Annotated in this window: 26 protein-coding genes, 1 tRNA gene and 1 pseudogene; 13 read left to right on the forward strand and 15 right to left on the reverse strand. The window is 66.2% G+C overall.

Features of this window, described 5'->3' with window-relative positions:
* The first annotated feature begins 71 nt into the window (after positions 1 to 71).
* The 3 genes and pseudogenes from tnpA to tnpC all read left to right on the forward strand — a co-directional run.
* The gene (tnpA, locus tag BZF61_RS01780) at positions 72 to 449 is read left to right on the forward strand and encodes an IS66-like element accessory protein TnpA (protein WP_086616937.1); all 378 of its coding nucleotides are present in this window, start codon (positions 72 to 74) and stop codon (positions 447 to 449) included.
* On the forward strand, positions 446 to 787 hold the full coding sequence (gene tnpB / locus BZF61_RS01785; RefSeq protein ID WP_086616938.1) for an IS66 family insertion sequence element accessory protein TnpB: 342 nt from the start codon (positions 446 to 448) through the stop codon (positions 785 to 787). The genes tnpA and tnpB overlap by 4 nt, the downstream gene beginning before the upstream one ends.
* Positions 788 to 847: 60 nt before the next feature.
* Positions 848 to 1966 (forward strand): annotated as a pseudogene (gene tnpC, locus BZF61_RS01790) (IS66 family transposase); the annotation flags it as partial.
* On the opposite strand, the gene BZF61_RS01795 reads toward tnpC, so the two are convergent.
* The 4 genes from BZF61_RS01795 to BZF61_RS01810 all read right to left on the reverse strand — a co-directional run bounded on the left by BZF61_RS01795 (position 1864) and on the right by BZF61_RS01810 (position 6172).
* Positions 1864 to 4017 carry a phage/plasmid primase, P4 family gene (locus BZF61_RS01795; protein WP_086616939.1) on the reverse strand — a complete coding sequence of 718 codons (2154 nt, stop codon included), beginning with the start codon at positions 4015 to 4017 and terminating at the stop codon, positions 1864 to 1866. The pseudogene tnpC and the gene BZF61_RS01795 sit on opposite strands and share 103 nt — an antisense overlap.
* Positions 3999 to 4217 carry a helix-turn-helix transcriptional regulator gene (locus BZF61_RS01800; RefSeq protein ID WP_211276699.1) on the reverse strand — a complete coding sequence of 73 codons (219 nt, stop codon included), beginning with the start codon at positions 4215 to 4217 and terminating at the stop codon, positions 3999 to 4001. The genes BZF61_RS01795 and BZF61_RS01800 overlap by 19 nt, the downstream gene beginning before the upstream one ends.
* Positions 4218 to 4353: 136 nt before the next feature.
* Positions 4354 to 4926 carry a hypothetical protein gene (locus BZF61_RS01805; protein WP_086616940.1) on the reverse strand — a complete coding sequence of 191 codons (573 nt, stop codon included), beginning with the start codon at positions 4924 to 4926 and terminating at the stop codon, positions 4354 to 4356.
* Positions 4886 to 6172 carry a tyrosine-type recombinase/integrase gene (locus BZF61_RS01810; protein ID WP_086616941.1) on the reverse strand — a complete coding sequence of 429 codons (1287 nt, stop codon included), beginning with the start codon at positions 6170 to 6172 and terminating at the stop codon, positions 4886 to 4888. Before BZF61_RS01810 ends, BZF61_RS01805 begins: the two co-directional genes overlap by 41 nt.
* Positions 6173 to 6416: 244 nt before the next feature.
* Between BZF61_RS01810 and BZF61_RS01815 the strand changes: the two genes are divergently transcribed.
* Positions 6417 to 7157 (forward strand): SDR family oxidoreductase, encoded by a 741-nt coding sequence (locus BZF61_RS01815; RefSeq protein ID WP_086616942.1) that lies wholly within the window; start codon positions 6417 to 6419, stop codon positions 7155 to 7157.
* A gap of 95 nt (positions 7158 to 7252) precedes the next feature.
* On the opposite strand, the gene BZF61_RS01820 is transcribed toward BZF61_RS01815, so the two are convergent.
* On the reverse strand, positions 7253 to 7825 hold the full coding sequence (locus BZF61_RS01820) for a TlpA family protein disulfide reductase (protein WP_169711923.1): 573 nt from the start codon (positions 7823 to 7825) through the stop codon (positions 7253 to 7255).
* Positions 7826 to 7859: 34 nt separating this feature from the next.
* Between BZF61_RS01820 and argH the strand changes: the two genes are divergently transcribed.
* The 4 genes from argH to BZF61_RS01840 are packed head-to-tail and all read left to right on the forward strand — an operon-like array spanning position 7860 to position 11551.
* Positions 7860 to 9236, forward strand: coding sequence for an argininosuccinate lyase (gene argH, locus BZF61_RS01825; RefSeq protein WP_086617152.1), 1377 nt, complete (start codon positions 7860 to 7862; stop codon positions 9234 to 9236).
* Positions 9233 to 9472: a hypothetical protein gene (locus tag BZF61_RS01830; protein ID WP_425429592.1), complete on the forward strand. Its 240-nt coding sequence runs from the start codon at positions 9233 to 9235 to the stop codon at positions 9470 to 9472. The genes argH and BZF61_RS01830 overlap by 4 nt, the downstream gene beginning before the upstream one ends.
* Positions 9473 to 9483: 11 nt before the next feature.
* Complete coding sequence (lysA, locus tag BZF61_RS01835) at positions 9484 to 10743, forward strand: diaminopimelate decarboxylase (protein WP_086616943.1); 1260 nt, start codon at positions 9484 to 9486, stop codon at positions 10741 to 10743.
* Positions 10744 to 10750: 7 nt separating this feature from the next.
* The gene (locus BZF61_RS01840; protein WP_086616944.1) at positions 10751 to 11551 is read left to right on the forward strand and encodes a precorrin-2 dehydrogenase/sirohydrochlorin ferrochelatase family protein; all 801 of its coding nucleotides are present in this window, start codon (positions 10751 to 10753) and stop codon (positions 11549 to 11551) included.
* A gap of 6 nt (positions 11552 to 11557) precedes the next feature.
* Here BZF61_RS01840 and BZF61_RS01845 read toward each other — a convergent pair whose 3' ends face one another.
* The 3 genes from BZF61_RS01845 to BZF61_RS01855 all read right to left on the reverse strand — a co-directional run bounded on the left by BZF61_RS01845 (position 11558) and on the right by BZF61_RS01855 (position 14653).
* A complete protein-coding gene (locus BZF61_RS01845; RefSeq protein WP_086617154.1) occupies positions 11558 to 12559 on the reverse strand; it encodes a helix-turn-helix domain-containing protein in 1002 nt (333 codons plus the stop codon).
* 197 nt (positions 12560 to 12756) lie between these two features.
* Positions 12757 to 13314 (reverse strand): L,D-transpeptidase family protein, encoded by a 558-nt coding sequence (locus BZF61_RS01850; protein WP_086616945.1) that lies wholly within the window; start codon positions 13312 to 13314, stop codon positions 12757 to 12759.
* Positions 13315 to 13363: 49 nt separating this feature from the next.
* Positions 13364 to 14653, reverse strand: coding sequence for an adenylosuccinate synthase (locus BZF61_RS01855; protein ID WP_086616946.1), 1290 nt, complete (start codon positions 14651 to 14653; stop codon positions 13364 to 13366).
* A 356-nt stretch (positions 14654 to 15009) separates the two neighbouring features.
* On the opposite strand from BZF61_RS01855, the gene BZF61_RS01860 reads away from it, so the two are divergent.
* Positions 15010 to 16068 carry an alpha/beta fold hydrolase gene (locus BZF61_RS01860; protein WP_086617155.1) on the forward strand — a complete coding sequence of 353 codons (1059 nt, stop codon included), beginning with the start codon at positions 15010 to 15012 and terminating at the stop codon, positions 16066 to 16068.
* 22 nt (positions 16069 to 16090) lie between these two features.
* Here BZF61_RS01860 and BZF61_RS01865 read toward each other — a convergent pair whose 3' ends face one another.
* From BZF61_RS01865 to BZF61_RS01880, 4 genes are all read right to left on the reverse strand, one after another.
* A complete protein-coding gene (locus BZF61_RS01865; RefSeq protein ID WP_086616947.1) occupies positions 16091 to 17206 on the reverse strand; it encodes an ATP phosphoribosyltransferase regulatory subunit in 1116 nt (371 codons plus the stop codon).
* A gap of 202 nt (positions 17207 to 17408) precedes the next feature.
* Positions 17409 to 17765: a hypothetical protein gene (locus tag BZF61_RS01870; RefSeq protein ID WP_086616948.1), complete on the reverse strand. Its 357-nt coding sequence runs from the start codon at positions 17763 to 17765 to the stop codon at positions 17409 to 17411.
* 243 nt (positions 17766 to 18008) lie between these two features.
* A complete protein-coding gene (serA, locus tag BZF61_RS01875) occupies positions 18009 to 19595 on the reverse strand; it encodes a phosphoglycerate dehydrogenase (RefSeq protein ID WP_086616949.1) in 1587 nt (528 codons plus the stop codon).
* A gap of 117 nt (positions 19596 to 19712) precedes the next feature.
* Entirely contained in the window at positions 19713 to 20891 is a 1179-nt protein-coding gene (locus BZF61_RS01880; RefSeq protein WP_086616950.1) for a phosphoserine transaminase, read from the reverse strand.
* A 186-nt stretch (positions 20892 to 21077) separates the two neighbouring features.
* On the opposite strand from BZF61_RS01880, the gene BZF61_RS01885 reads away from it, so the two are divergent.
* Positions 21078 to 22265, forward strand: coding sequence for a glycosyltransferase family 4 protein (locus BZF61_RS01885; protein WP_086616951.1), 1188 nt, complete (start codon positions 21078 to 21080; stop codon positions 22263 to 22265).
* Position 22266: 1 nt separating this feature from the next.
* Here the strand turns inward: BZF61_RS01885 and BZF61_RS01890 are convergent, their stop codons facing one another.
* Both BZF61_RS01890 and BZF61_RS01895 read right to left on the reverse strand, forming a co-directional pair.
* Positions 22267 to 22701, reverse strand: a complete 435-nt coding sequence (locus BZF61_RS01890; RefSeq protein ID WP_086617156.1) for a hypothetical protein — start codon at positions 22699 to 22701, stop codon at positions 22267 to 22269.
* 78 nt (positions 22702 to 22779) lie between these two features.
* Positions 22780 to 23427, reverse strand: a complete 648-nt coding sequence (locus BZF61_RS01895; protein ID WP_086616952.1) for a PadR family transcriptional regulator — start codon at positions 23425 to 23427, stop codon at positions 22780 to 22782.
* Between the two features lie 119 nt (positions 23428 to 23546).
* Between BZF61_RS01895 and BZF61_RS01900 the strand changes: the two genes are divergently transcribed.
* The 3 genes from BZF61_RS01900 (at position 23547) to BZF61_RS01910 (ending at position 25921) form a co-directional block, all read left to right on the forward strand.
* Positions 23547 to 24869, forward strand: coding sequence for a replication-associated recombination protein A (locus BZF61_RS01900; protein ID WP_086616953.1), 1323 nt, complete (start codon positions 23547 to 23549; stop codon positions 24867 to 24869).
* On the forward strand, positions 24866 to 25750 hold the full coding sequence (locus BZF61_RS01905) for a hypothetical protein (protein ID WP_086616954.1): 885 nt from the start codon (positions 24866 to 24868) through the stop codon (positions 25748 to 25750). The genes BZF61_RS01900 and BZF61_RS01905 overlap by 4 nt, the downstream gene beginning before the upstream one ends.
* Before the next feature lie 98 nt (positions 25751 to 25848).
* Positions 25849 to 25921: transfer RNA gene (locus BZF61_RS01910), tRNA-Thr, on the forward strand.
* Positions 25922 to 25939: 18 nt separating this feature from the next.
* Here BZF61_RS01910 and BZF61_RS01915 read toward each other — a convergent pair.
* On the reverse strand, positions 25940 to 26866 hold the full coding sequence (locus BZF61_RS01915; RefSeq protein WP_086616955.1) for an acetyl-CoA carboxylase carboxyltransferase subunit alpha: 927 nt from the start codon (positions 26864 to 26866) through the stop codon (positions 25940 to 25942).
* Position 26867 lies beyond the last annotated feature (1 nt).

Below are 26867 nucleotides of genomic sequence, written 5' to 3' on the forward strand. Positions count from 1 at the left end.
GGGGCCGCCTTGCGCGGGTAGGTAGCGAGCGCTCTTTAGCGTGCTCTTTTGAGCGCGCTTAGGAGTGGTCGATGGGTCAGGTGACGGTATTTTCGGGGCCGGAGCGGCGGCGCCGGTGGAGCGAGGAAGAACGGCTGCGGATCCTTTCCGAGGCGTTCGCGCCTGGCGCCTGCGTTGCCGAGGTGTGTCGGCGGCACGATATCTCCTCGGCGCTGATCTACACTTGGCGGCGCAAGTTGCTCGATGCAGGCGCGGCGCAGGAGGCCGAGGCGCCGGATGCGCTTCCCACGCCGGTATTCGCCGAAGCGGTGATCGACGGGGACGCGGTGCCGGTCAGCGCTGCCGAGCACCCGGCGATGATCATCGACCTGCCACGCGGCAAGCGGCTGAGCGTTTTCGCTGCGGCATCGCCGGCGCTGGTCGCTGCCGCGCTGAAGGCTCTGCGATGATCCCTTCCGGCGCGCGGGTGTGGATCGCGCTGGGCCACACGGATATGAGGAAGGGCATGCAGGGCCTGGCACTGCTGGTGCAGCAGGGCCTGAAGCGTAATCCGCATGGCGGGGATCTGTTCGTATTCCGCGGCCGCGCGGGCTCGCTGATCAAGATCATATGGCACGACGGGATCGGCATGTCGCTCTACGCCAAGCGGCTCGAGAAGGGCCGGTTCGTATGGCCGTCGGCCAAGGAGGGAACGGTGTCGCTGACCCCCTCGCAGCTGGCCTGCCTGCTGGAGGGGATCGACTGGAGGAACCCCCAGTATACGTGGCGGCCGCAGAGCGCAGGATAATCGTCGCAAGGCGGTGTTTTGCCCTTGCGGCAGAGGGTGGAACATGATTCCATCTCTCCTGTGGAAGCCGCCATCTCGCCCCTGCCAGACGACGTTGAAGCGCTCAAGGCGCTGGTGGCGACGATGGCCCGCAGAGCCGAGGAGGCCGAGCAGAACGCTGCCACTGCCACGGCCAAGCTCGCCAACGCCATGGCCCACCAGAGCGCCATCGAGGCGCTGATCGCTCACCTCAAGCTGCAGATCGCCAAGCTGAAGCGCGAGCAGTATGGCCCCAGCGCCGAGCGCAGCCGACGCCTGCTGGGTCAGATGGAGCTGCAGCTCGAAGAGCTCGAGGCTGACGCCACCGAGGACGATCTGATTGCCGAGGAAGCGGCAGCGAAGACCACCACGGTCACTGCCTTCGAGCGCAAGCGCCCGGCAAGGAAGCCGTTCCCCGAGCACCTCCCCCGCGAGCGCGTGGTGGTGCCTGCCCCCTGTTCCTGCCCGGCCTGCGGTGGGGACCGGCTGTCCAAGCTCGGCGAGGACGTCACCGAGACGCTCGAGGTCATCCCGCGCTCGTGGAAGGTGATCCAGACGGTCCGGGAGAAGTTTGCGTGCCGGGACTGCGAGAAGATCGCTCAGGCCCCCGCTCCTTTCCATGTGGTGCCCCGCGGATGGGCCGGGCCCAGCTTTCTCGCCATGCTGCTGTTCGAGAAGTATGGGCAGCATCAGCCCCTCAACCGTCAGGCCGAGCGGTTCGCTCGCGAAGGCGTGCCGCTCAGTCTCTCGACCCTGGCCGATCAGGTCGGCGCCGCTGCTCACGCGCTGATGCCGATCTACAAGCTGATCGAGGCGCACGTTCTGGCTGCAGACCGCATCCACGGCGACGATACCACCGTGCCGGTCATGGCCAAGGGCAAGACCGATGTGGCCCGATTATGGGTCTACGTCCGCGATGATCGGCCGTTCGCCGGGTCTGATCCACCGGCGGCGCTGTTCCACTACTCGCGCGATCGGCGCGGCGAGCACCCGCAAGCCCATCTCGCAGGCTGGTCCGGGATCCTACAGGCCGATGCCTATAGCGGCTACAACGACCTCTATCGCGAAGGACGCGACCCCGGCCCCGTGCTCGAGGCAGGCTGCTTCGCCCATGCGAGGCGCAAGTTCTTCGAGCTGGCCAACTTAACCTTGCGCTCTAGGGCAAATCCCTTTGCTTTAAGCCGCTGTGAGAGCCGCCCCTTGTCCAGCTTATGTCGGATTCCGCATTCATCAGCCCACATGTTGTGGCTATCAAACAGGTTGGCGACTATCTCAGAAGCGCCGGCTTCGACGATGCAACGCTCCTCGATCCACTGTTCGACAATGTCAGCGTCAGCGAAGTACCGCTTGGTGGACTCGACCACGTGCGGCGACCGAACGAGACCGTCCCTATAGTAGCTCTTGGCGCCATCAATGGCCCAACCAAGAATTTGGTCAGCCTCCTCCTGGAGCTTGGCCCCGAGGTTGAGGTCCATATCCTTCTCTTCGATTTGGCGCATGAACTCGTAGACGTGGAACCGGCGCTGCAACTCACGACCCGACGATTTGGTAGGCGGGGCCTCGTTGCCAACAAACCAGATCTTCGCTTCGGGCCGGAATTCGAAGCTGTCTTTACCTTTGAAGCTGGCTGAAACCGCTTCGCCCGACGCGATAGATTTGACCCGCCTAAGGTTCAGGTAGCCCTCAACCTCGTGGATGAAGACCAGCCGCTTGCCCCGCATCCGGGCCACCTCTTCCTGGTGAGGGTGGTAGCGGACCTCGAGGAATGCGGTGTCGGTCGCCGTCTGGGCATAATCGCCCAGAATGTAGCCCATGATGTCGGTCATCTTGGTTTTGCCCGCACCGCTCTTGCCGATCCACATGGCGACGCACTCGTCGCGGGTTTCGCCGGTCAGAAACAAGCCGAAGAGGGTCTGGATGTACTCGATCTCCACGGGATCGCCGCCGAACCAAGTATCGATCGCCTTGAGCCACCGGCTTTCCTGGTAGTCGAACCGCGGGGAAACTCGTGTGATCTTGGTGATGTGGTTACCCGGATCGTGATCATGCCGCTCTCCCGTCCGCAGATCGTACGTTCCATCAGGGCAGTTCAACAGGTGTTTGTGGGCGTCCCAGCGGTCAGGTTCGACAGAAAGTTCTGGGTAGAGCCGCATCACACCTTCAATGCCATCGATGGTGCCCTTGAACACTTGCTCGTCGGGCAAGCACGATCGGATGAGGGTCTTCACCTCCTCGGTCGCCCCCTCCCCCCAGAACTTGCCGTTGAACACGCACCAGTCCCGCCGCCCCCTATCGCGGCGAATAATGCTGCCATGTTTGGCGACGACGAAATTGGCGAGCTCACCGTGCGAAGGCTTAGATTTCGATCTCCGCGAGCCGAACTGCTTCTCGCGGGAGCTATCGATCCACTCCTGAATGGTCTGCAAGTCTTTCGGCCAGTTGTAGGCTTCACCGGCGTCCTCGCAGGCTTCGCGTTTCGCACGGCGGATGCGGGCAATGATGGCATCGTCTGGCCAGCCGCGGGCGACCATGCTCGCAACTGCGCTCACGCACGTGTCGTGCGTGTTTCCTCCCCCGCCCACGCCCTTCCAGACCATGTCGTTTAGCGCAGCGATCGGGTTGTTATCATCTCGCAGAAAGACCTTGATCTCATCGATTGTGGCCTCGCTTATGAGCGGCAGCTCCTCGTAGCGAACGGATAGCGGCGTCAGATCGTTGACCCATTGATATGGTAACTTCGTGTCGGGGTGAGTTGAGGGGGGAATGACCGTGAGTTTCCCTTTTGCGAGAATATCGCCTGCCGGCCGCTTCTTCCCGCCACGATAATCATGAAGGGTCTGCGATTTGATCTCGCCGACTCCACGGACGAGATACGACGCCCCCTTCTTGCCCCTCTTGGTGGGTACATCTCGACCAATGGCCCTCCCCACACAAGTCATCAGGGGGTGGTCATCAATGTCGATATCGATGGTCACCAGGAAGGTGTTGTCGGGAGCCGGAACACCCTGCAGCAACCCTATGTTCCGCTGAACTTGGAAGTCGCGGATCAGAGATTCCTCGGTAGGTAGCCTGTTTTGCCAACCTGGGGCTCCTGGAGCCTTGCTGCCTAGCGGCAGCGCGAGTGGATGGTAACCTCTGCGGAGCAGTTGCAACGCAAGCTCCTGGAGCGGCGTCAACACGGGGGTCTCGGCGATCACTGCTCGCCTCCCCACGGTTCACCCGAGGCGCGCTTTTCGCACCAATCATCGATTTCGGCTTCGACCCACGCGACGGCATGTTTGCCGATCTTCCGACGCTGGGGGAATGCTTCGTCCTTCTCCATGCGATAGATCGTCATTGCACAGAGACCAGTTCGCGCCTTCACCTCCTCCAGTCTGATGAAGCGGATGGGCCGTTTCTGTTCGTTCATCATAGTCTTTCTCCTGTTCTGTTGCCGACAGGAGACGACAAAAATGCTATTTTATTTCATAGCATTGATACTCACCGCCCATCGGCGGCTTACACATAAAAACAGCAGAGAGCATGGACACAAACCCTTTAGTGTCCAACTACGGCATCAGCTGAACGCTCCCCTCCTTAAGATAGCGATCCACAAGGCGCCGACTGCAAGCAGCTTCTTTGGCTAGCTGAGCAAGTTGCCCTGCGAGCTCAGGCTGCTCGATCAAGACCCGCTGAACGGCTCCTCTCTTGGGCGCATTCTTGGGCATCTTGTGATCAAGCCATCTCGACACGTCATCCTTAAAGTGTTGAGGCGCTTCGACGATCTCCAAGAGGTGCAGCAACGCGGTCCGAAGATAGAACGAACGAGCGAGCTCATCGTGGCTATTTCGTTGGCCAGACCTATCTGCCAATCCCAGCTCCACATGCGTCCTACCGACCGCATCGGACCACTGCGCAGCTCGGGCAGCCTCGGTAACTTCCTTGGCCATCATTATGAGTGACAATCGATCTTCCCAGTCACCGGCGCTGAGGCTGCCATAGGTCGCCGCATCAACCCAAAGATCTATATTCTCCGTAAGGGATTGTCGGCGGTGCTCGTCACTGTCCGGAATCATGAAGTCGGGTATACTCTTGCTGGGCTTACTGCTCCCGCGCGCCGGATCCTTGTTGCCCTTCGTCATCGCCACGTATCACCTTGATAATGTGCTGAGACCAGACTTCTAGCGCCTGCTTTCTTTCCTCATCGTAACCGTGATGGAGATAGTGGACGCCTGCGCCGCGCCGGGTCGAACCAACGTGCCCAATAACCTGGTCGGCAATGTCCGGCCGAAACCCAAGACGCTGCAGCCCTGTGGCAATCGTCCGGCGGAAATCGTGCACGCACCAGTTGTCGGGCTCAGGCGCCCCAGCCTCCGCCATGCTTTTGCGCACTAGCTTATCGATCCTGTCCTTCATCTTCTGGTCGCCCGACATCGGGTTGTTCGCGTTGCCCACAGCGGGAAATAGAAGATCGACATCCTTGAACCGCGGAACCGCGTCCAGAACCTCCAATATGGCATCCGTAAGGTAGATCGTGTGGGGGAGCCCATTCTTGTAGCGCTCGGCAGGGATAGTCCAAAGACGAGCCTCGAAATCGAATTCCGACCACGACGCGCCGCGCACCTCCATGTTTCTACATCCTGTAAGGATGAGGAGTTTGATCCAGCAGCTCCAACGCCCCTCCGTCTCGCTGGCGTGCGAGATGGCCCGGACTTCCTGATCGGAAAGCACGCGCCTGCGGATCGTCTTGACGTTCTTCATTTTGCGGATGCGGCCAAACACGTTGCGGTCGACGTGATCGCGCTCGATGAGCCACTCGAAGAATGCGGAGCCTTCCTGACGAACCTTGTCGGCCATGGGACGTCGGCCGCGAGCGACGAGAGCGTCAATCGCTTCGAGTGCGTGGTTCTTCATGATCTCAGTCACACATAGGCCCTGCACGTACGGGAGGATATACATCCGGAAAATGCGTTCTTTCTCGCGCCGGCTGCGCAACTGGCTTCCCACCAGATCCATGTACTTCGCGTACATCCGCTCCACATCGAGCTTGAGGCGTTGTTCTTCTAGCCGGCGCTGCTCAAGCTCCTGGCGCCGCTTCTCCAGCCTCTCGCCGTGGGGGTCGTAGCCAGCCTCTACCTTGGCCCGGAACTGCCCAGCGAGTTTGCGCGCTTCGCCTAGGGACAGCATTTTCGTGCTGCCAAGGGTCAGCTTCTTACGTTCACCCCCAGCCCGGTAGATCAACCCGTACCCAGTGTAGCCGGCTGGAGTGTGGACCAAGACGAAGCCCGGCACGCCGCCCAAGGACCTGTGCTTAATTGTCGATGGCGGGGTCGCCGTCAGCTTCTGGATTTCTTTGACTGTGAGCGGTTTGAGCCGCGATGCGCCCATCACTATGTCTCCTCGTGTATCCAGCCGTGTATCCGCAGAGCGCGGATTAGGGTGATCTCTGGCGAGATGACGTGTAGCATAAAAGTGACTTAAAATCAATATTTTACGTCGTAAAATGCCTTGATTTTGATATTTAATGATATCTATTGACAATATTATTTCACAGACTTACACCGAGAGGGTCGGCGGTTCGAGCCCGTCACCGCCCACCACGCGCAGCACGCCGGAACGGGAGATCGTGGCGATGGATCTTGGGCTCGCAGGCAAGAAGGCGCTGGTGCTCGGCGCGAGCAAGGGGCTGGGCCGCGCGATTGCCGAAAGTCTCGCGGCCGAAGGCGCAGAGGTTTCGACCGTGGCGCGCTCGGGCAATCCGGGCGAGCGCCACATCATCGCCGATCTCGACGATCCCGGCGCCGCGCAGGCGATCCTTGCCGCGCTCGACGGCGCGGCGCTCGATATTCTCGTGCTCAACAGCGGCGGTCCGCCGATGGGGACGGCCGTGAGCACCGGGCCGGATGCATTTGCGGCGGTGATGGGGCGGATGTTCAACACCCAGATCGCGCTCGCGCAGGCGCTGCTGCCGGGAATGCGCGCGCGCGGCTACGGACGGATTCTCGCCGTGGCATCGACCAGTCTCGTCACCCCGATCCCCGGCCTCGTGCTCTCCAACGCGGTGCGCGCGATGCTGGCCACGTGGTGCAAGACGCTGGCGGCCGAGGTCGCTGCCGACGGGGTGACGGTCAACCTGCTGTTGCCCGGCCAGATCGCCACCGATCGCCTTGCCAGCCTGCACGCCGGCATGGCGGCAGCGCAGGGCCTTACTGCCGAGCAGGTCACCGCCCGCTCGGTCGCGGCGATCCCGGCGGGGCGGCTCGGACGGCCAGAGGAGTTCGGCGACATCGCCGCCTTCCTCGCCTCCCCGCGCGCAAGTTTCATCACCGGCAGCGCGATCAAGGTCGACGGCGGACAGACCGCGACGCTCTAGACCTTCGGCCGCGGCGCGCAGGACGCGCCGGCGAAGGCGCGCAAGACGGTGCCGAAATCCGCGCGCGGGCCGGTCAGCTGCCTGCCTCCTCCGCCTCAGCGCCGGGCGGGCTTGAGGCTGTCGCGGATCAGCGCGATGGCCTCGGGGCTGTCCCATTGATAGCCGCCCGTCACCCGTAGCACCTCCTTGCCCGCTGGATCGAACAGGATCGTCAGCGGCAGCACGCCTTCGGGGCTGAACTGCGCCGAAAGCCGGGTTTCGGGATCGAGCCAGGCCTCGAGCCGGGTGAAGCCTTTTTCGGCGAAGAACGGCGTCACCACCTCGGCACCGCGGATGTCCTGACTGACGGTGATGACCCTGACCTCGCCCTCCAGCTCGCCCGCGAGCGCATCGAGCTGCGGCATTTCGATCACGCAGGGCGCGCACCAGGTGGCCCACAGGTTGAGCAGCACCGGCCCGTCCTGCACCGCGAGATCGAGCGTCCTGCCCTCCGGATCGGTGAACTGCATCGCCGGCAGCGGCGTGCCGGCAAAGCGGCGCTCGACCACGCCGGCCGCCGCCTTGGCCGCAGCGCCCGTCTCAGCCGGTTGCGCTGGCGCGTCGGCGGGCCTATCGCAGGCCGCCAGCAGCAAGAGCGGCAGTGCCAGGATGAAGGATGAGCGGGACATGACAGGCTCCAGTCAGGGGGCCGCGACCAACGCGATGTGGGGCGGCCGCTTCGCCGATGGCCCTAGCGCCATCATGCGCGAAATCAACGCCTCGATCCCGTTCGACAAGGCGCTCTGGCGCGAGGATATCGCCGCCTCCAAGGCCCATGTCGCGATGCTCGGCGCAAGCGGCATCATCCCAGCCAAGGACGCGCAGGCGATCAGCGCCGGGCTTGATGCGGTGGCCGCCGAATACGAAGCCAATGGCGTGCCCGAGAACTGGGATCTCGAAGACATCCACATGACCACCGAGGCGCGGCTCGCTGAACTGATCGGCCCTGCCGCCGGGCGCCTCCACACTGCGCGCAGCCGCAATGACCAAGTGGCGACCGATTTCCGCCTGTGGGTGCGCGCCGCCTTAGACCGGATGGACGAAGGCCTCGCCCGGCTGCAACGGGCGCTGGTCACCCGCGCAGGCGAGCACGCCGACAGCATCATGCCCGGTTTCACCCACTTGCAGACCGCGCAGCCGGTCACCCTCGGCCACCACCTGATGGCCTATTACGAGATGCTGCGGCGCGACCGTTCGCGCCTTGCCGATGCGCGCGCGCGGATGAACGAATGTCCGCTGGGCAGCGCTGCGCTGGCCGGAACCGGCTTTCCGATCGACCGCGATGCGACCGCCGCCGCGCTCGGCTTCGACGCCCCGACCGCCAATTCGCTCGATTCGGTCTCCGACCGCGACTTCGCGCTCGATTTCCTGTGGTGCTGCTCGACCACCGCGCTCCACCTCTCGCGCCTTGCCGAGGAGCTGATCCTGTGGGCCAGCCAACCCTTCGGCTTCATCCGCCTGCCCGACAGCCTCTCGACCGGCTCGTCGATCATGCCGCAGAAGAAGAACCCCGATGCCGCCGAACTGGTGCGCGGGCATTCGGGCCGGGTGATCGGCGCGCTGACCAGCCTGATGATCACCATGAAGGGCCTGCCGCTCGCCTATTCCAAGGACATGCAGGACGACAAGCCGCCGGTGTTCGAGGCCGCGAGCCTGATGGAACTGGCGATCGCGGCGATGACGGGCATGATCGCCGGCAGCAGCTTCAACACGGCCCGGATGCGCGCCGCGGCCGAACTCGGCTATGCCACCGCCACCGACCTTGCCGACTGGTTGGTGCGCGCGCGCGGCATCCCGTTCCGCGAGGCGCACCACATCACGGGGAGCGCGGTGAAGCTGGCCGAGAACCGCGGCGTGGCGCTCGACCAACTGCCGCTCGCCGATCTTCAGGCAATCGATCCGCGGATCGACGAAAGCGTCTATGCTGCGCTGTCGGTGGATGCCTCGGTCGCGGCGCGGGCCTCCTATGGCGGAACCGCGCCCGATCAGGTCCGTTGGCAGGTGGCCCGCGCCCGCGCAGCGCTGGGAATGGAGGAATGATGCGGCCTGTTATCCTGCTTGTCGTTGCGATGCTGCTGGCTGCCTGCGGTGCGCGCGCGCCGCTCACCCCGCCCGCCGGTGCCCGCCTGCCGGTTGCTCCGCACGGGGCCAGCACTGCGCCGAGCGCCGATGAATTGCTGCGCCGCGACGCGCTTGCCGCGCCCGAGCGCAGCGTCGAACTGCGCCGCCGTTCGGAAGAACGGCAGGACGATCCCTTCGATCTGCCGCCCGAATAACGAAAAGAACCATGGACCACTTCACTCTCAGAAACGGCGTGATGCACGCCGAAGACGTGCCGCTGCCGCGGATTGCAGAGGCCGTCGGCACCCCTGTCTATGTCTATTCGCGCGCGACGCTGGAACGCCACGCGCGGGTGTTCCGCGAGGCGCTGGCCGATGTGCCGGACAAGCTCATCGCCTTCGCGGTCAAGTCCAATCCGAACCTTGCCGTGCTCAAGGTGCTGCAAGGCCAGGGCATGGGCGCAGACGTGGTATCGGTGGGCGAGATGCGCCGTGCGCTGGCGGCGGGAATCGCGCCGGAGATGATCGTCTTTTCGGGCGTCGGCAAGACCGCGGCCGAAATGGTCGCCGCGCTGGACGCCGGGATCGGCCAGTTCAACATCGAGAGCGAGGAAGAGGGCGTCGAGCTTGCCGCGATCGCCGCCGCGCGCGGGATGACCGCGCAGTGCACCTTGCGCATCAATCCCGATGTCGATGCGGGCACCCATGACAAGATCTCGACCGGCAAGGCCGACAACAAGTTCGGCGTGCCGATCAGCGCGGCGGGGCAGATCTTCGGCAAGCTGGCGGGCCTGCCGGGGGTGGCCTTGCGCGGTGTGGCGGTGCATATCGGCAGCCAGCTCGCCGATCTCGCACCGCTGGAGACCGCCTTTGAAAAGCTCGGCGCGCTGGTGACCAGCTTGCGCGGGGCGGGCCACACCATCACCCATGTCGATCTCGGCGGCGGGCTTGGCGTGCCCTACCGCGTGGGCGAGGTGCTGCCCCAGCCTGCCGAATATGGCGCGATGGTGGCGCGGGTGACGCGGGACTGGGGCGTGAAGCTGATTTTCGAACCGGGCCGCGTGATCGCGGGCAATGCCGGGGTGCTGCTGACCCGCGTGATCAGGGTCAAGCGCGGGATCAAGGATCCCTTCGTGATCGTCGATGCGGCGATGAACGATCTCGCCCGTCCGGCGCTCTACGGGGCCTATCACCATTTCGAGGCGGTCGAACCCCGCGGCGCACAGATGACCGCCAATATCGTCGGGCCGATCTGCGAGACGGGAGACACCTTCGCGATGGGCCGGACATGCGATGCGCTCCAGGCGGGCGATCTCGCGGTATTCCGCACCGCCGGAGCCTATGGCGCGACCATGGCCTCCTCCTACAATTCGCGCGGCTTTGTCGCCGAAGTGCTGGTCGATGGCGACAGGTTCGCCGTGGTCGCCGACCGGATCGAGGCGGGCGCGATCATGGACGCCGAGCGCGTGCCGGAATGGCTCGCCTGAGCCGCGCATGAGCCAGATCGCCAGCCTGCCGCTGTTTCACCGGATCGCCGGGCAACAGGTGCTGGTGCTGGGTGAAGGGCCGTCGGCCGAGCCCAAGCGGCGGCTGGTGGAGCGCGCGGGCGGCGTGGTGGTGGACGATCTCGCCCGCGCGATCGACGAGGGCGTGCGGCTCGCCTTCATCGCCTATGACGATGCGCGGGCGTGCGAGGTCGCGGCGATCAATGCCCGCTGTGCCGGGATGCTGGTCAATGTCGTCGACCGGCCCGAGCTATGCGACTTCACCACGCCGAGCATTCTCGACCGCGATCCGCTGCTGGTGGCGATCGGCACTGGCGGAGCCTCGGCGGGGCTGGCCAAGCACGTCCGGCTTCGGCTCGAACGGGTGCTGCCGGAGACGCTGGGGCTGCTGGCCAAGGCGCTGGACGCGGCGCGCCCCGTGCTGCGGGCGCGTTTTCCGGACGGGGCCGAGCGGCGGCGCGCGGTCGATGCGGCGCTGCGCGAAGGCGGCGTGCTCGATCCGTTCGATCCGCAGGCGCATGAGCGGGTGGCGGACTGGGCGACGGGCAGCACCGCTGCGCCGGAGCCCAGGATGGCGCAGATCATCCTCGCCAGCGCGGACCCTGAAGACCTGACGCTGAAGCAGGCGCGGCTGCTGGGCGAGGCGGATGTGCTGCTGCTCGACGGGCCGGTTCCGCCCGCAATCCTCGCCCGCGCCCGCGCCGATGCGACGCGGCGGCGATGGGATGCGCACGCACCCTCGGGCGCAGCGCAAGCTGGCCTGACGCTGGTGCTGCGCTACCGGCCCTGAAGACCGCTAGGCCGCAAGCGTCACCGGACCGCGCAGGCTCGCAAAATAGCCTGCCATCGCCGTCAGCGATCGGTCGGACAGCGCGATGAAGGCCCGGCGTCTGTCGGAGGGATCGGGCACCCGCACGAACAGCCCGGTTTCGACCATCTGGGTCAGCCAGCGCAGCGCCGTGGTCGCAGGCACGCCAGCGGCGATGCACAGCGAGGTGACCGAGACCTGCACGCCTTCGCCATGCGCGGCGGTGAGATCGAGCAGCATGTCCCAGGCCGGATCGCCGAACAGTTCGGCATCGAAGAAGCGCGCACGCGCCTGGCGGTTGGCGATCACTTGCCGCACCACGCGCGGATCGGGCAGGGGTGGCTGGCCGGCGGGGGTGACGAAGCCCTTGGCGGAAACGCCGGCCATACCCGGCGTATCGCGCCGGACGCTGTCGATCGGCCGCGCCGCGCGCGGATCGGGCCGCGAGATCCGGTCAAGCGAGCGCGCAATCGCCTCGACCTGCTGGGACAGCCGCAGCAACGTCAGCCGGTCTTCCTCGGCCAATTCCCGCACCCGCGCCGCGCCCGCTTCGCCCATCGTCCGGGCAACCGCGACAATACGCTCGGCCCGGCCGGGATCGACCAGAATCTGCGGAGTCGACTGGTCAAGCACGGCGAAGACATCATCCAACCCCGCAAGGTTGGTCGAGACGATCAGTTTCGCCCCCGAACGCGCCACCCGCATGTCGAGCCGCGCGAGGCCGGCGAGCATCAGCCCGTCCATCCCGCGGCTGCCCGCCACCGGACAATCGACCAGCACCACATCGCCCAGCAGCGCGATCGGCCCTTCGATCAGCGCGGCGATGCTGCCGCCGTCGATGGTGCGGAACCCCGCCCCGCCGAGATCGGCGGCGATCTGTTTGCGCAGCGCCGCATCCTCGCCATAGATCGCCACCCGCGCGGGCAGGCCCGCGCCGTCCTGCGCCATGTCATAGGAAAAATCGGCAGGGGGAGAGGTGTCAGTGAGCATCGACTCGAACTCCAACAAGGCTGGAACGAGAATAGAACAAAACCGGATCAGGTCAAGTATAACTACCTGTCCGGGTCAGACCTGCGCCCAGCCGCCTCACCCGGCCACCACACAATGGTGGTGCAATTGGAGGCCGGGCGGGGAGCCGGGGCGGACAGAGAACCGGAACCTCTGCGCCCGGCTGGCCGCGCGACAAATCAGGGCCTTATCTCGATCACCGTCCCATCTGGCACGATGCGCCACAATTCCTCGATCTCGTCGTTGGCAAGGGCGATGCAGCCGTCGGTCCAGTCGCCCGGCAGGCGCCCGAAGGGAAGGCCGTTGGGCTGGCCGTGGAGGAAGATATCGCCCCCCGGCGAACGGCCATACTGCGCGGCATAGGCCCGGTCTGCGGCGTTGGGGTAGGAAATCTTGAGGCTGAGATGATAGGCACTGCGCGGATTGCGGCCTTCGATATAATAGCGCCCCTCGGGCGTGCGTTCATCGCCCGCGAAGCGCTTGTGGCCCTGCGGCTGATCGCCGAATTGCAGCCCCCGCCACACCTTGACCGGCTGGCCCGCGGCATAGCCGATCATCAGCCGCTCGGACTTGTCGACCAGCAGGTAATCGACATGGGCAAAGCGCCGCTCGGGCACGATCCGCGCGGCCTTGCGCTCCAGCTCCGGCCGGGCGGCAGACGGCCCCTCGGCCACCTTGGGCGGCGGACCCGCGCAGGCGGCGAGCGCCAGCAGCGGCAGCAGGGTGAGGCGTTGCATGGTGCCGAGGATAACCCCTTGGCGGCCCAGCAATCAATCCACGAAGGGCCTAGTCGACGAAGGGATCGCGCATCAGGATCGTGTCGTCACGCTCCGGGCTAGTCGAAACCAGCGCCACCGGGCATTCGATCAGCTCCTGGATGCGCTGGATGTACTTGATCGCATTGGCGGGCAGATCGGCATAGCTGCGCGCGCCTGCGGTGCTCTCGCTCCAGCCGGGCATGTCCTCGTAGATCGGCTCGCACGCCGCCTGATCGGCAGAATGGCTGGGCAGGTAGTCATAGACCTTGCCGCGCAGGCGGTAGCCGGTGCAGATCTTGACCTTCTCCAGCCCGTCGAGCACGTCGATCTTGGTGAGCGCGATGCCGGTGACGCCGGAAATCGCGCAGGACTGGCGCACCAGCACCGCATCGAACCAGCCCACGCGGCGCTTGCGGCCGGTGACGGTGCCGAATTCATGGCCCCGCTCGCCGAGGCGCTGGCCGATCTCGTCTTCCAGCTCGGTCGGGAACGGACCGGAGCCGACGCGGGTGGTGTAGGCCTTGACGATACCGAGCACGAAGCCGGTCGAATTGGGGCCGAGGCCCGAGCCAGACGCCGCCGTGCCGCTCACCGTGTTCGAGGAGGTGACGAAGGGATAGGTGCCGTGATCGACATCGAGCAGCACGCCCTGCGCGCCCTCGAACAGGATTTTCGCACCCGCCCGGCGCACCTTCTTCAGCCGCTTCCACACCGGCTGGGCGAACCTGAGCACGAAAGGCGCAATCTCGCGCAGTTCTTCGAGCAGCGCGGCGCGGTCAACCGGGGGCTGGCCGAAGCCGGCGCGCAGCGCGTCATGGTGCGCGCAGAGGCGATCAAGCTGCGGCTCCAGCGTGTCGAGATGCGCAAGGTCGCACACCCGGATCGCGCGCCTGCCGACCTTGTCTTCATAGGCCGGGCCGATGCCGCGCCCGGTGGTGCCGATCTTGCCCTTGCCCGCCGCGGTTTCGCGCAACGCGTCGAGATCGCGGTGGAGCGGCAGGATCAGCGGGCAGTTGTCGGCAATCGCAAGGTTCTCGGCGGTGATCGCCACCCCTTGCGCTTCGACCTTGGCAACCTCGTCGCGCAGCGCCCAGGGATCGAGCACCACGCCGTTGCCGATCACCGACAGCGTCCCCGAAACGATGCCCGAAGGCAGCAGCGAGAGCTTGTAGGTCTTGCCGTCAATCACCAGGGTGTGGCCGGCATTGTGCCCGCCCTGAAAGCGCACCACCACATCGGCGCGGCTGGCGAGCCAGTCGACGATCTTGCCCTTGCCCTCATCGCCCCACTGGGCGCCGATCACGGTGACGTTGGCCATTGCTATCCTTCGATATCTGCTGGACGTAAGTCTGGCGGCGCGGGGCCTAGGCGTTTGGGGCCCCGGAGGCAAGCGGGGCCGCCACGGCTTTCGCGCTTTCCTACGCCGGCTGGTTGGGGCAGGCTGGCGCGATGTCCCGCGCTTTCCGCCCGCCCCGCGCAGGGCGCGCCTGCCTTGCCGCGCAGGCCCTGGCTTTGCGGGCGTGGAGGGGAGGCGGTTTTTGGTTCCAGGACAGTGTCTCTTGTGTCTCCAACTTCAGCAAAGCGGCCCCGAAGCTGAACGGGCGGCGCGCGGCACGAAGGGTTGGCGCGCTTCGCGCGTTGCAGAGCCGGACCCGACGGACAAAGGAAGAAATGATGAAGACTGCCGCCAAAGCCCTGCTCGCTCTCTCCGCCGCCGCCGTGCTGGCCACCCCGATCCTCGCGCAGCGGCGCGGGGGCGAGCGCCTGCCCACCGCATGCCGCGAGGAGATCACGACGCTGTGCGGAAATGACCGCAGCCAGATCCGCACCTGCCTGCGCGAAAATTTCACCGAATTGTCCGAAGACTGCCGCATGGCGGTCAGCCAGCGGATCAAGGCGCGCGGTGGACAAGCCGAAATGCCCGGCAAGCCCATGGGCTCGGCGGTGCAGGCCCCGGCGCCGCAGACGCTGGCCTATGGCAGCGATCGCTTGCAGACGCTCGACCTGTGGGTGCCTAAGGGCGCCAAGCGGGCGCCGCTGGTGCTGTTCGTCCATGGCGGCGGCTGGAAGCGCGGATCGAAAAGCAACGCGATGAGCCGCAGCCTGCCTGGGCACATGCTGGAGCAAGGCTATGCCTTCGCCTCGATCGATTACCGGCTGGTGCCCGCCGCGAGCGTGGAACAGCAGGCGGCGGATGTGGCGGCCGCGCTCGCCCACGTGCTCAAGCGCGCCGATGAACTGGGGATCGACCGCGGCCGGGTGGTCCTCACCGGCCATTCGGCAGGCGCCCATCTGGTGGCGTTGGTGGGAACGGACGAAAGCTATCTCAAGGCCGCCGGCCTGAGCTTTGCCGATATCGACGGGGTGATGCCCAATGACGGCGCGGCCTATGATGTGGCGGCACAGATGAAGCGGGCCGGGCCGATGATGAAAAGCACGTATGAACAGGCCTTTGGCACCGATCCGGCCCGGCAGAGGGCGCTTTCCCCCACGCTGCACGCCGCCGCGCCCAACGCGCCCGCCTTCCTGCTGCTCCACGTCCAGCGCGAGGATGGCATCGCGCAGGCGCGCGCGCTGGCAGAGGCGCTCAGGCAGGGCGGATCCGAGGTCGAGGTCGCAGGCTTCCCCGGCGAGGGCCTGCTCGGCCACATGGAGATCAACCGCAAGCTCGGTGAGCCGGACTACCCGGCGACACCGGTGATGGATGCGTGGCTGAAGAAGGTTCTGGGATGATCGCCGATCAGGGATCTACGCGTCAGAGCGCCTCCGGCCCGCCTGGCCCGAGCACCCAGCCGCAACCCAGCGCGCGTGCATCTTCGCCTTCGGCCAGTTGCGCCACCGTGCGCCAGCCTTCGGCCCTGAGGCGCGCGGCGGCCGCACGGTCGTGCCCCAGCGGAAGATAGCAGGTGCGCACGGCCGGGGGCTGGGGCGCGGCTTCGGCCAGACGGTCGAGGTAAAGCGTGAAGCCGGTGGCGGGTTCGTTGCTGCCAGCGATGCGGTAGGTGCCGCCTCGTCCCGCAGCCCGGCGCAGGCCCTCGGCATAGAGCGTGAAGCCGAACCACGACTGGTATTCGAAGCCGTGGCGCTCGGTCGGGTCGAGGGTGATGCGCGCGCTCCCGGCGATGCTCGCGGCGATGGCTTCGAGCGCATCGAGCCGCGTGCCCAGCGCCCCGCCCGCATCGATCGTGCGCATTGCGGCAAGCGCCTCGGCAAAGGGGCCGGTGGCGTAGAGCAGCGGCAGATAGGCAGCGCCCCCTGCCACCTTGAGCCCGCCGGCATCCTTGGTATCGAGTTCGCGCCGCACGTCCTCGATCTGCTCGGGGGCGAGCGGGAAGGCCCGCTCGGCAAGCGTATCGACCAGATCGGGCAAGGTGAAGTCGACCGAGATCCCGGTCAGCCCCGCCGCGCCCAGCGCCTCGACGGCGAGGCCGACGATCTCGCAGGCGGCCGCGACGCTGTCCGCGCCGATCAGCTCGGCCCCGAGCTGCAACCGCTCGCGCGCGGGATCGAGCTGACTGGCCTTGATCACCACCGTGTCGCCGCAATAGGCGAGCCGCAACGGACGCGGGGCAGCAGCAAGGCCCGTCGCGGCGATGCGGCCGATCTGCGGGGTCATGTCGCTGCGCAGCGCGAGCGTGCGCAGCGAGGCCGGATCGACGAAGCGGAACATGGAACTGCTCTCGCCGACCGAGACCCCGGCCATACGCCCTGCCAGCGAGGCTTCGAACTCGAGCAGCGGCGGGCGTACGCGATCATAGCCATGCGCATCGAGCACATCGAGGCAGGCGTGCATCGCCGCGTTGATCCGCGCGGTCTCGGCGGGCAGGCGGTCTTCCAGACCTTCGGGCAGGAGATCCTTGGGCTGTGTCATGATGGCCGCTTATCCGTTCGGACACGGCTTGTCGAAGCCCTGCCCACTTTTCAGACTGGCGGCGCTAGAAGAAGTGCAGCAATTGGGCAACGGCTAGCTTGCGTTTGCGCAAGCGACGGCGCGAAAGGATGGCTTGCGGCCTATCGGTAACGCCCCAAGCCGCCCCCTCTGTCCGATCAGCCGGGCAGGCTCGCCCCCTGCCTTAGCTGCGGGTGATGCGCGATGCCGGCTGGCGGATGGTCGGCTCAGTGTTCTTCACGCAGACGTCGATGCCGCGCCGCACTTCGATCCGGGTGGTGGGATCGAGACAGACCATGTCGCCCGCGATCGGCCCGGCCACGCAGGCATCCACCTGCCCGCGGTAATCGATGCGCTTCTGCGAGGGGGCAACGCAGTTGCCGGGGTTGGTCTCCACCCGCTCGCCCGCCTTGATACAGCGCGCAGCGTTGCCGCTGGTCTGGAGCGTGAAGCCCGGATCGCAGGCCCAGAACTGCCCGCTGGTCGGCAAAGCGGCGCTCTGCGCAAGGGCCGGCACAGGAGCGGCGGCCTGAACCGTCATGATCGAGGCTGCCGCAAAAACAGCCCAAAGGGGTTTCTTTTGCACTTTGGTCTCTCCTATCTTTCCAGAACCCCGCAGGTCTCGGGGTCTGCGCAGAGATGACGCAAACGCAGCACGCACACATCGCCCGTCCGGCTTAGTCCGGATGGGGGTGGCTGCGCCTCGGCCCGCATGGGCCAAAGGGGGGTGCCCCGGGTCAAGCCCGGGGCGGGTCTCAGGGCCGCAGGCCAAGGCCTCGGGCGATCAGAACGTCAAGGCCTTGACCATCTTCACGCCTTCGACCTTCTCGGCCTCGGCCACGACTTGAGGGGTCAGGGGATCGTCGAGGCTCAGCAGCAGCACCGCTTCCCCGCCCGCTTCGCGGCGGCCGAGGTTGAAGGTGCCGATATTGATGCCGTGATTGCCGAGCAGCGTGCCGATCCGGCCGATGAAGCCTGGCTTGTCGTCGTTGACGATATAGAGCATGTGCCCGGCGAGTTCGGCCTCGATCCCGATCCCGAAGATTTCCACCAGACGCGGCGCCTCGGTGCCGAACAGCGTGCCCGCCACCGAGCGCGGCCCGGCCGAGGTTTCCACCGTCACCCGCACCAGCGTGTTGAACGCCCCCTCGCGCTCGTGGCGGATCTCGCTCACGTCGAGCCCGCGCTCCTTGGCGAGGAACGGCGCGTTGACCATGTTCACGCTGTCCGAATAGCGGCGCATGAGACCAGCCAGCACTGCCGCGGTGATCGGCTTGCCGTTGAGCCCGGCCGCCGCGCCCTCGCGCTCGATGCTGATGTGGGTGAGGTTGCCATGCGCCAGCTGGCCGACCAGCGAACCCAGCTTATCGGCCAGCGCCATGTAGGGACGCAGCTTGGGGGCCTCATCGGCGCTCAGCGAAGGCATGTTGAGCGCATTGGTGACGCCGCCGTTGACGAGGTAATCGGCGAGCTGCTCGGCGACCTGGAGCGCGACATTGACCTGCGCTTCGTTGGTCGAAGCGCCAAGGTGCGGGGTGCAGATGAAGTTCTTGGTGCCGAACAGCGGGTGATCGGCCGCCGGCGGCTCGCTCTCGAACACGTCGAGCGCCGCGCCTGCCACCTGGCCGCTGTCGAGGCAGTCCTTGAGCGCGACTTCATCGATCAGCCCGCCGCGCGCGCAATTGATGATGCGGATGCCCTTCTTCGCGTTCTCGAGCCGCTCGCGGCTGAGGATGTTGCGGGTCTCGTCGGTCAAAGGCGTGTGCAACGTGACGAAGTCTGCGCGCGCGAGCAGCGTGTCGAGATCGACCTTCTCGACGCCCATTTCCACCGCGCGATCCTCGGTGAGGAAGGGATCATAGGCGATCACCTTCATCTTGAGGCCGAGCGCGCGCGATGCGACGATCGAGCCGATATTACCCGCGCCGATCAGGCCGAGGGTCTTGCCGGTGACTTCGACACCCATGAAGTCGCTCTTGGGCCACAGGCCGGCCTGGGTGCGGGCATTGGCTTCCGGGATCTGGCGGGCCAGTGCAAACATCAGCGCGATCGCGTGTTCGGCGGTGGTGATCGAGTTGCCGAACGGGGTGTTCATCACCACCACGCCCTTCGCCGAAGCATAGGGAATGTCGACATTGTCGACCCCGATCCCGGCGCGGCCGATGACCTTGAGATTGGTCGCAGCATCGAGCACCGCCTTGGTGACCTTGGTCGCGGAACGGATCGCGAGGCCATCATAGGCGCCGATGCGGGCGATCAGCTGTTCGGAGGTTTCGCCGGTGATCACATCGACATCGCAGCCGCGCTCCTGCAGGATTCGTGCGGCGTTGGGGTCCATCTTGTCGGAAATGAGAACTCTGGGACGGGTCATGTCAAATACCTTTCATCGTCATCCCGGACCTGGTCCGGGACCGCGCGCAGCACGCGCTGGGGGAATCGGGGAAAGCCGCCCCGGAGCACGTCCGGGGCGACGCAAGTTCGCACGGCCTCAGCCGTTCTTGACCTTCTCGTAGGCCCATTCGATCCACGGCAGCAGACGCTTGAGGTCTTCCTGCTCGACGGTCGAACCGCACCAGATGCGCAAGGACGGCGGCGCGTCGCGGTAGCCGTTGAAATCATAGCCGACCCCGCGTTCTTCTAGGAGCTTGACGATCTTCTTGGGAACCGCGGCCTTGTCCTCGTCGGAGAGGCTCTCGTACCATTCGCCCTGGAACACCATGCACACCCCGGTATTGGTCTGCTTGGCCGGGTCGGACACCATGTTGCGCAGCCACGGGGTGGCCTCGATCCAGTCCTTGACGATCTTGGCATTGGCATTGGCCCGCTCGATCAGCGCCTTGCGCCCGCCGATCGCCTTGGCCCATTCGAGCGCGGCGATATAATCCTCGGTCGCCAGCATCGAAGGGGTGTTGATCGTCTCGCCCGCAAAGATGCCGGCGTTGATCTTGTTGCCCTTCTTCAGACGGAACAGCTTGGGCAGAGGCCAGGCGGGATCGTAGCTTTCGATCCGCTCAACCGCCTTGGGGCTGAGGATCAGCATCCCGTGCTGGGCTTCCGAGCCCATCACCTTCTGCCACGAATAGGTGGTGGCATCGAGCTTGGCCCAGTCCATCTCCTGCGCGAAGATCGCGCTGGTCGCATCGTTGATGGTGATGCCCTCGCGGCCCGGCTCGAGCCAGTCGGTATTGGGGATCATCGCGCCCGAGGTCGTGCCGTTCCAGGTGAAGACCACGTCGTTGCGCTGCGGAATGGTGGTGAGATCCGGGATCTCGCCGTAATCGGCGGTCAGCACCTGCAGGTTGGGCAGCTTCAGTTGCTTCACCGCGTCCTGGATCCAGATATTGCCGAAGCTCTCCCACGCTGCGACCGTCACCGGGCGCGCGGGATCGAGCATCGACCACATCGCCGCTTCGAGCGCGCCGGTATCCGATGCGGGCATGATGCCGACAAGGTAGTCGTCGGGGATGCCGAGCAGTTCGCGGCTGAGATCGATGGCATATTTCAGCCGCGCCTTGCCGAGCGCCGAGCGGTGCGAGCGGCCGAGAGAATCGGTCTTGAGCTTGTCGAGCGACCAGCCGGGGAATTTAGCCGTGGGACCCGAGGAAAAGAAGGGACGCTCAGGCTTCAGCGTAGGCTCGTGCGCGAGCCCGCGAACGTAGTCAGTCATGTATTCTCTCCTTGCAGAGAGCGCGCGCGGCGTTGGGACCGCGTGGCCCGCTGGCCGCTCTAGAGTTGCGCGGCAAAGAGTCAACGTGAAATAGCGTGACCGCCCCACCCCGCTGCGCGGCAACAATCAAATTGCCGCGCGCGCCCTCTCGCCAAGTGGCGCAAATGCCACTAATCAGGCCGCTCCATGGAAATCCGTGACCTTCGCATTGCCCTGTTCAGCGGCAACTACAACTATACCCGGGACGGGGCGAACCAGGCCCTGAACCGGCTGGTCGGCTGGCTGCTGGCCAAGGGCGCGGCCGTGCGGGTCTATTCGCCCAAGGTCGCCAATCCCGATTTTCCCCCCACCGGCGATCTGGTGGGCCTGCCCAATGTGCCGATGCCGGTGAAGGGACGCGGCGAATATCGTCTGCCGACCGGTCTCGGCGCGGCGGTGAAGCGCGATCTGGCACGGTTCAAGCCCAATATCGTCCACCTCTCCTCGCCCGATCCGGCAGGCCATGCGGCGCTGCGCTGGGCGCAGGACCACGACATTCCGGTGCTCGCCAGCGTCCACACCCGGTTCGAAACCTATCCGCGCTACTACAAGATGGCCTTCCTCGAACCGCTGATCGTGCGGATGCTGCGGCGCTTCTACAACCGCTGCGATGCATTGGTTGCGCCCTCGCAGTCGATGATCGACGAATTGCTGGCGATGGAAATGCACGACGACATCGGGCTGTGGAGCCGCGGGGTGGATCGCACGATCTTCTCCTCTGCGCGGCGCGATCTCGAATGGCGGCGTTCGCTGGGCCTTGCCGACGACGATGTGGCGATCGTGTTCCTCGGGCGGCTGGTGATGGAAAAGGGGCTGGACGTGTTCGCCGAAACCATCGTCCAGCTGCGTCGCCGGCAGGTGCCGCACAAGGTGCTGGTGATCGGCGATGGCCCGGCGCGCGGCTGGTTCGAGGCGAACCTGCCCGGCGGGATCTTCGCCGGCTTCAAGACCGGCGAGGCGCTGGGGCAGGCGTTGGCGAGCGGGGATGTGTTCTTCAACCCCTCGGTCACCGAGACCTTCGGCAACGTCACGCTCGAAGCCATGGCGAGCGGCCTGCCCGTGGTCGCTGCCGGAGCAACGGGCAGCGCGAGCTTGGTGATCGAAGGGGTAACCGGCCGGCTGGTGACACCCACGAGCAAGGATGCCGATGCCCTCGCCTTCGCCGAGGCGCTCACGCCCTATTGCCAAGATCCGGCATTGCGCGCGGCACACGGGGCCGCGGGCGAGACGCGCGCCTGCGAATACAGCTGGGATGCGATCAACGCGGTGGTGGCGGACACCTACATCCGCCTCGTCGAAGCGCGCCGGGCCTTGCAGGCGGCAGAGGCCGCGTGAATTACCGCAGCACCCCTGCCGCGCGCATGCTGCGGGCGTAGGCCAGCAGGAACAGCGTTACCCCCCAGATCGCCCCATCGAGCGCGGGAGCCTGCATGCTCGCGGGCATATCGATCAGGGCGTAGTTATAGACCGTCGTTCCGATCAGCCCGACCAGCGCCACCAGCATCGCCGCAACCGCCAGACGCGAACGCAGCAGCAACAGCACCGATCCGGCCAAGGCGCCCCACACGCCCAGCGCCCACAGAGCGCTCACCCATGCCGGGTAGCTGTCCATGAAGGCAATCTGTTCGGGGGTCATGCCGATTTCGGCGAGCATGCCGAGCTTGGTCACGGTGTAGCTCAGCGCGCCCATTGCATTGAACAGCAGCGTCGCGATGCCCACCACCCAGAGATGCCACGGCGCCATGGCGCCGCCGATTGTCGACCTGTTCATCACCACTTCTTCCCCACCCGGCGCGACCCGAATGGAGAGGCAATAGGCCGCGCTCGGCCCTGCGACAATCGGCGGACGTCAAAGCCGCTCGATGCGCTTGGCCATTTCGTCGATCATGTCGACGATCTCGTTGATGGTGCGTTCGTCGAGCTTGCCAGCACGGGCGCGGTTCTTGAGCACCGAGCCGAGGTTGCCCATCGCCCGGAACAGATCGTGCGAGCGCACCGTGGTGGTGCGTTCGCCGTGACGGCCGAGGCGGCGCATCAGACCCTCGACCTCGTCCCTGCGTTCCTCCAGCTCGGCGCGGCCCTGCGCGGTGACGGCAAAGGGCTTCTTCGCGCCTTCGGCCTCGGCCTCCTCGATCGCGCCTTCGTCTTCCAGCAGCTGGAGCGTCGGATAGACCGCGCCGGGACTCGGAGCATAGGCACCGCCGGTCATGTCCTCGATCGCCTTGATCAATTCGTAGCCGTGACGGGGCGCTTCCGCGATCAGCGCCAGCAGGGCAAGGCGCAGCTCGCCCTGACCGAACATCCGCCCCCGGCGCGCGCGCGGGCGATCATCGCCCTCGCCATCGGCTTCGCGGCCGCCCGGGAAATCCTCGTCGAAGCGCGCGCGCATCTTCCAGTTCGGACCGCCGAAGTTCATGGTCCCGTTCATCGCCATCGTCGCCATTGCCTCGGCGAGCTTTTCCCAGCCATTACCGCGGCCGTACCGGTTCCAATTCATGATGCCATCTCCAAGCCTGCATCTGCGATACATCCAAGATATATCTTAGAGCTATCGTTTCAAGCCATCCCGCCGACGGGAGTTTCCTTTTCCGCCAAGTGGCCTATCACGCCCGATGAATGGCTGACCTGTTCGGACAAGATGCCCCCGAGGCGCCGCGTGGCGACGACATCCCCGCCCCCGATGCACCGCTGGCGGACCGGTTGCGGCCGCAGACCTTGGCCGAGGTCGTCGGGCAGGAGCACCTGACCGGCCCTGACGGCGCGATCGGGCGGATGGTGGCGGCGGGCCGTCTTGCCAGCATGATCCTGTGGGGGCCGCCCGGCACCGGCAAGACCTCGATCGCCCGCCTGCTCGCCGATCGCGTAGGGATGCGCTACGCCGCGATCAGCGCGGTGTTTTCGGGCGTGGCGGACTTGAAGCAGGCCTTTACCGAAGCGGAAAAGATGGCCAAGGCCGGCCGCAAGACGCTGCTGTTCGTGGACGAGATCCACCGCTTCAACCGCGCCCAGCAGGACGGCTTCCTGCCCTATGTAGAAAGCGGCGTGGTGACGCTGGTGGGCGCGACCACCGAAAACCCGAGCTTTGCGCTCAACGCCGCGCTGCTCTCGCGCGTCCAGGTGCTGGTGCTGAACCGGCTGGACGAACCTGCGCTGGCCGCGCTGCTGGCGAAAGCGGAAGCGCTTGAAGGCCCCCTCCCGCTTACGCCTGAGGCCCGCACCGCGCTGATCGCGCAGGCCGATGGCGACGGGCGCTTCCTGCTGGGGCAGGCCGAGACGCTCTACCATGCCCGGCTCGCCAAGCCACTCGATCCGGCCGGGCTCGGCGGTTTCCTGCAACGCCGCGTGGCGGTTTACGACAGGGATCGCGACGGGCATTACAACCTCATCAGCGCGCTTCACAAAGCCGTGCGCGGCTCCGATCCGCAGGCGGCGCTTTACTGGCTCGCGCGGATGCTGGTGGCGGGCGAGGAGCCGCTCTTCCTCGCCCGGCGGCTGGTGCGCATGGCAGTGGAGGATATCGGCCTGGCCGATCCCCACGCGCTCCCGCAATGCATGGCGGCAATGGAGGCCTACCGCTTGCTCGGCAGCCCCGAGGGCGAACTGGCGCTGGTGCAGGCCTGCCTCTATCTTGCCACCGCCCCCAAATCGAACGCCGCCTACATGGCGCAGAAGGCCGCGTGGAAGGCGGCCAGGGAGACCGGCAGCCTCGCCCCGCCGGCCAATATCCTCAACGCGCCGACCAAACTGATGAAGGACATCGGCTACGGCGCGGGCTACGCCTATGATCACGATGCGCCAGAGGGCTTTTCAGGCGCCAACTACTGGCCCGAGGGGATGGCGGCGGAACAGTTCTACACGCCGGTGGAACGCGGGTTCGAACGCGAGGTGAAGCGGCGGCTCGACTATTGGAACAAGCTGCGGGCGGAGCGGAACAAGTGAGGCGTTTCGCCGCATTCCTCGCGGTCGATTGGTCGGGGGCCAGAGGCGCCCGGCACAAGGGCATCGCCCTGGCGATCGCACCCGCCCAAGGCGGACCGCCAGCGCTGCTTGCGCCGCCTCATCCCGGAGGCTGGACACGCCCGGAGGTGATGGCGCTGCTGGCAAGGCTGGAAGCCCCGACGCTGGTCGGTCTCGATCTCGGCATCTCGCTGCCCTTTCTCGATGCCGGCGCGTTTTTTCCGGGGTGGGATGCCAGTCCGTCCGACGCGCGCGCGTTATGGGCACTGATCGATGGCCTGTGCCGCGATGACCCGCATCTGGAGGCCGGAGGCTTCCTCGCACACCCCGAGGCGGCCCGCTACTTCCGCCACGGTGCCGGGATCGAGGGCGACCGCTTTCTGCATCCCCAAGCGGCCAACCGCGAAGGCCGCTTTCGCCTCACCGAAGCCGCCCAGCGCGCGGCTGGTGTGCGACCGGTGAGCAATTTCAACCTCGTCGGCGCGGCGCAGGTCGGCAAGTCCAGCCTCACGGGGATGCGGATGCTCCATCGTCTTGGCGGGCGGATGCCGGTATGGCCGGTCGATCCTTTGCCCGATGACGGCCCGGTGGTGGTCGAGATCTACACCGCGATTGCGGCGCGTCTGGGCGGGGTGGCCGGCGCGGCAACCAAGCTGCGCAGTGTCGAGGCGCTTAACGATGCGCTCGACAGGCTCGGCTCGCCGCCGGTCGAAGGCAGCGGGGTGATCGATGATCATTCCTCCGACGCGCTGATCACCGCCGCCTGGCTGCGCCGGATGCACGGGGAACAAGACCTGTGGCACCCGCAGGGCCTCACCCCCGATGTCGCGCGCACCGAAGGCTGGACTTTCGGCGCGTTCTAGTCGCGCCGGGGCCGCGCTTTTCGGGGGTGCATGGGGTGCCCTGTCGCTTGGCCACTTGAGGGCGAGGCAGATTGACGATAGACGCGCCTCCACGCAGCGCCGGCTTAGCTCAGATGGTAGAGCACCTGATTTGTAATCAGGGGGCCGCGGGTTCGATCCCTGCAGCCGGCACCGCGTTTCAATGAAACCCTAGCCGAGCCGCAGAAAGAACTCCTCGCGCTCGCGGCGCAGCTCGGCGGGAGCCATCGCGGCCAGCTCGTCAAGCTCGGCGCGCAGCGCCAGCGCCAGGCGCTTGACCATCGTCTCCGGATCGCGATGCGCCCCGCCGCGCGGCTCGTAGACAATGCGATGGATCACGCCGAGCTTCAATAGCTCCGGCGCAGTGAGCTTCATCGCCTCGGCCGCATCAGCCGCATGGCTGGCGCTGCGCCACAGGATCGAGGCGCAGCCTTCGGGACTGATCACCGAATAGACCGCGTGTTCGCACATCAGCACGCGGTTGGCGGCAGCAAGCGCCACCGCCCCGCCCGATCCGCCCTCGCCCGCGACCACAGCGATGAGCGGGACGCCCAGTGCCAGACAGGCCTCGGTCGAGCGGGCGATTGCTTCCGCCTGCCCGCGCGCTTCAGCATCGATCCCGGGGAAGGCGCCTGGGGTATCGACCAGGGTCACCACCGGCAGCCCGAAGCGGTCGGCAAGATCCATCAGCCGGATCGCCTTGCGATAGCCTTCTGGCCGCGCCATGCCGAAATTGTGCTTAAGGCGTCCCGGCGTGTCCTCGCCCTTGACATGGCCGATCACCATCACCTTGCGGCCCTCGAAGCGGGCAAAGCCGCCGATGATCGCCTGATCGTCCCCGAACCTGCGGTCCCCCGCGACGGGGAGAAAACCGGTGAATAGCCCCGCCACCAGCTGCTCGAACCGCGGTCGCTGGGGGTGACGGGCCACGAGCGTGCGCTGCCACGGGGTGAGCCGGGCATAGGTGTCCGCGAGCAACTTGTCGGCCCGCTCCCTGAGCATCCGCGCCTCGGCCGTGCCCTCGGCATGGGCGGCAAGCTCGGCCACATGCTTCTCAAGCGCCTCGATCGGCTTTTCGAAGGGCAGGTACTGGACCACG

It is taken from the genome of Erythrobacter tepidarius (assembly GCF_002155695.1).
Taxonomy (GTDB): Bacteria; Pseudomonadota; Alphaproteobacteria; order Sphingomonadales; family Sphingomonadaceae; genus Erythrobacter; species Erythrobacter tepidarius.

What these genes read in the sequence shown, in the direction of transcription:
- BZF61_RS01830 (WP_425429592.1), top strand. Translation starts at nt 9,233, where the DNA reads ATGATGCGGCCTGTTATCCTGCTTGTCGTTGCGATGCTGCTGGCTGCC.
- BZF61_RS01900 (WP_086616953.1), top strand. Translation starts at nt 23,547, where the DNA reads ATGGCTGACCTGTTCGGACAAGATGCCCCCGAGGCGCCGCGTGGCGAC.
- BZF61_RS01850 (WP_086616945.1), bottom strand. Translation starts at nt 13,314, where the DNA reads ATGCAACGCCTCACCCTGCTGCCGCTGCTGGCGCTCGCCGCCTGCGCG.
- BZF61_RS01870 (WP_086616948.1), bottom strand. Translation starts at nt 17,765, where the DNA reads ATGACGGTTCAGGCCGCCGCTCCTGTGCCGGCCCTTGCGCAGAGCGCC.
- BZF61_RS01815 (WP_086616942.1), top strand. Translation starts at nt 6,417, where the DNA reads ATGGATCTTGGGCTCGCAGGCAAGAAGGCGCTGGTGCTCGGCGCGAGC.
- argH (WP_086617152.1), top strand. Translation starts at nt 7,860, where the DNA reads ATGTGGGGCGGCCGCTTCGCCGATGGCCCTAGCGCCATCATGCGCGAA.
- tnpB (WP_086616938.1), top strand. Translation starts at nt 446, where the DNA reads ATGATCCCTTCCGGCGCGCGGGTGTGGATCGCGCTGGGCCACACGGAT.
- lysA (WP_086616943.1), top strand. Translation starts at nt 9,484, where the DNA reads ATGGACCACTTCACTCTCAGAAACGGCGTGATGCACGCCGAAGACGTG.
- serA (WP_086616949.1), bottom strand. Translation starts at nt 19,595, where the DNA reads ATGACCCGTCCCAGAGTTCTCATTTCCGACAAGATGGACCCCAACGCC.
- BZF61_RS01885 (WP_086616951.1), top strand. Translation starts at nt 21,078, where the DNA reads ATGGAAATCCGTGACCTTCGCATTGCCCTGTTCAGCGGCAACTACAAC.
- BZF61_RS01865 (WP_086616947.1), bottom strand. Translation starts at nt 17,206, where the DNA reads ATGACACAGCCCAAGGATCTCCTGCCCGAAGGTCTGGAAGACCGCCTG.
- BZF61_RS01805 (WP_086616940.1), bottom strand. Translation starts at nt 4,926, where the DNA reads ATGACGAAGGGCAACAAGGATCCGGCGCGCGGGAGCAGTAAGCCCAGC.
- BZF61_RS01840 (WP_086616944.1), top strand. Translation starts at nt 10,751, where the DNA reads ATGAGCCAGATCGCCAGCCTGCCGCTGTTTCACCGGATCGCCGGGCAA.
- BZF61_RS01800 (WP_211276699.1), bottom strand. Translation starts at nt 4,217, where the DNA reads ATGATGAACGAACAGAAACGGCCCATCCGCTTCATCAGACTGGAGGAG.
- BZF61_RS01895 (WP_086616952.1), bottom strand. Translation starts at nt 23,427, where the DNA reads ATGAATTGGAACCGGTACGGCCGCGGTAATGGCTGGGAAAAGCTCGCC.
- tnpA (WP_086616937.1), top strand. Translation starts at nt 72, where the DNA reads ATGGGTCAGGTGACGGTATTTTCGGGGCCGGAGCGGCGGCGCCGGTGG.
- BZF61_RS01810 (WP_086616941.1), bottom strand. Translation starts at nt 6,172, where the DNA reads ATGGGCGCATCGCGGCTCAAACCGCTCACAGTCAAAGAAATCCAGAAG.
- BZF61_RS01880 (WP_086616950.1), bottom strand. Translation starts at nt 20,891, where the DNA reads ATGACTGACTACGTTCGCGGGCTCGCGCACGAGCCTACGCTGAAGCCT.
- BZF61_RS01890 (WP_086617156.1), bottom strand. Translation starts at nt 22,701, where the DNA reads ATGAACAGGTCGACAATCGGCGGCGCCATGGCGCCGTGGCATCTCTGG.
- BZF61_RS01860 (WP_086617155.1), top strand. Translation starts at nt 15,010, where the DNA reads ATGAAGACTGCCGCCAAAGCCCTGCTCGCTCTCTCCGCCGCCGCCGTG.
- BZF61_RS01820 (WP_169711923.1), bottom strand. Translation starts at nt 7,825, where the DNA reads ATGTCCCGCTCATCCTTCATCCTGGCACTGCCGCTCTTGCTGCTGGCG.
- BZF61_RS01855 (WP_086616946.1), bottom strand. Translation starts at nt 14,653, where the DNA reads ATGGCCAACGTCACCGTGATCGGCGCCCAGTGGGGCGATGAGGGCAAG.
- BZF61_RS01845 (WP_086617154.1), bottom strand. Translation starts at nt 12,559, where the DNA reads ATGCTCACTGACACCTCTCCCCCTGCCGATTTTTCCTATGACATGGCG.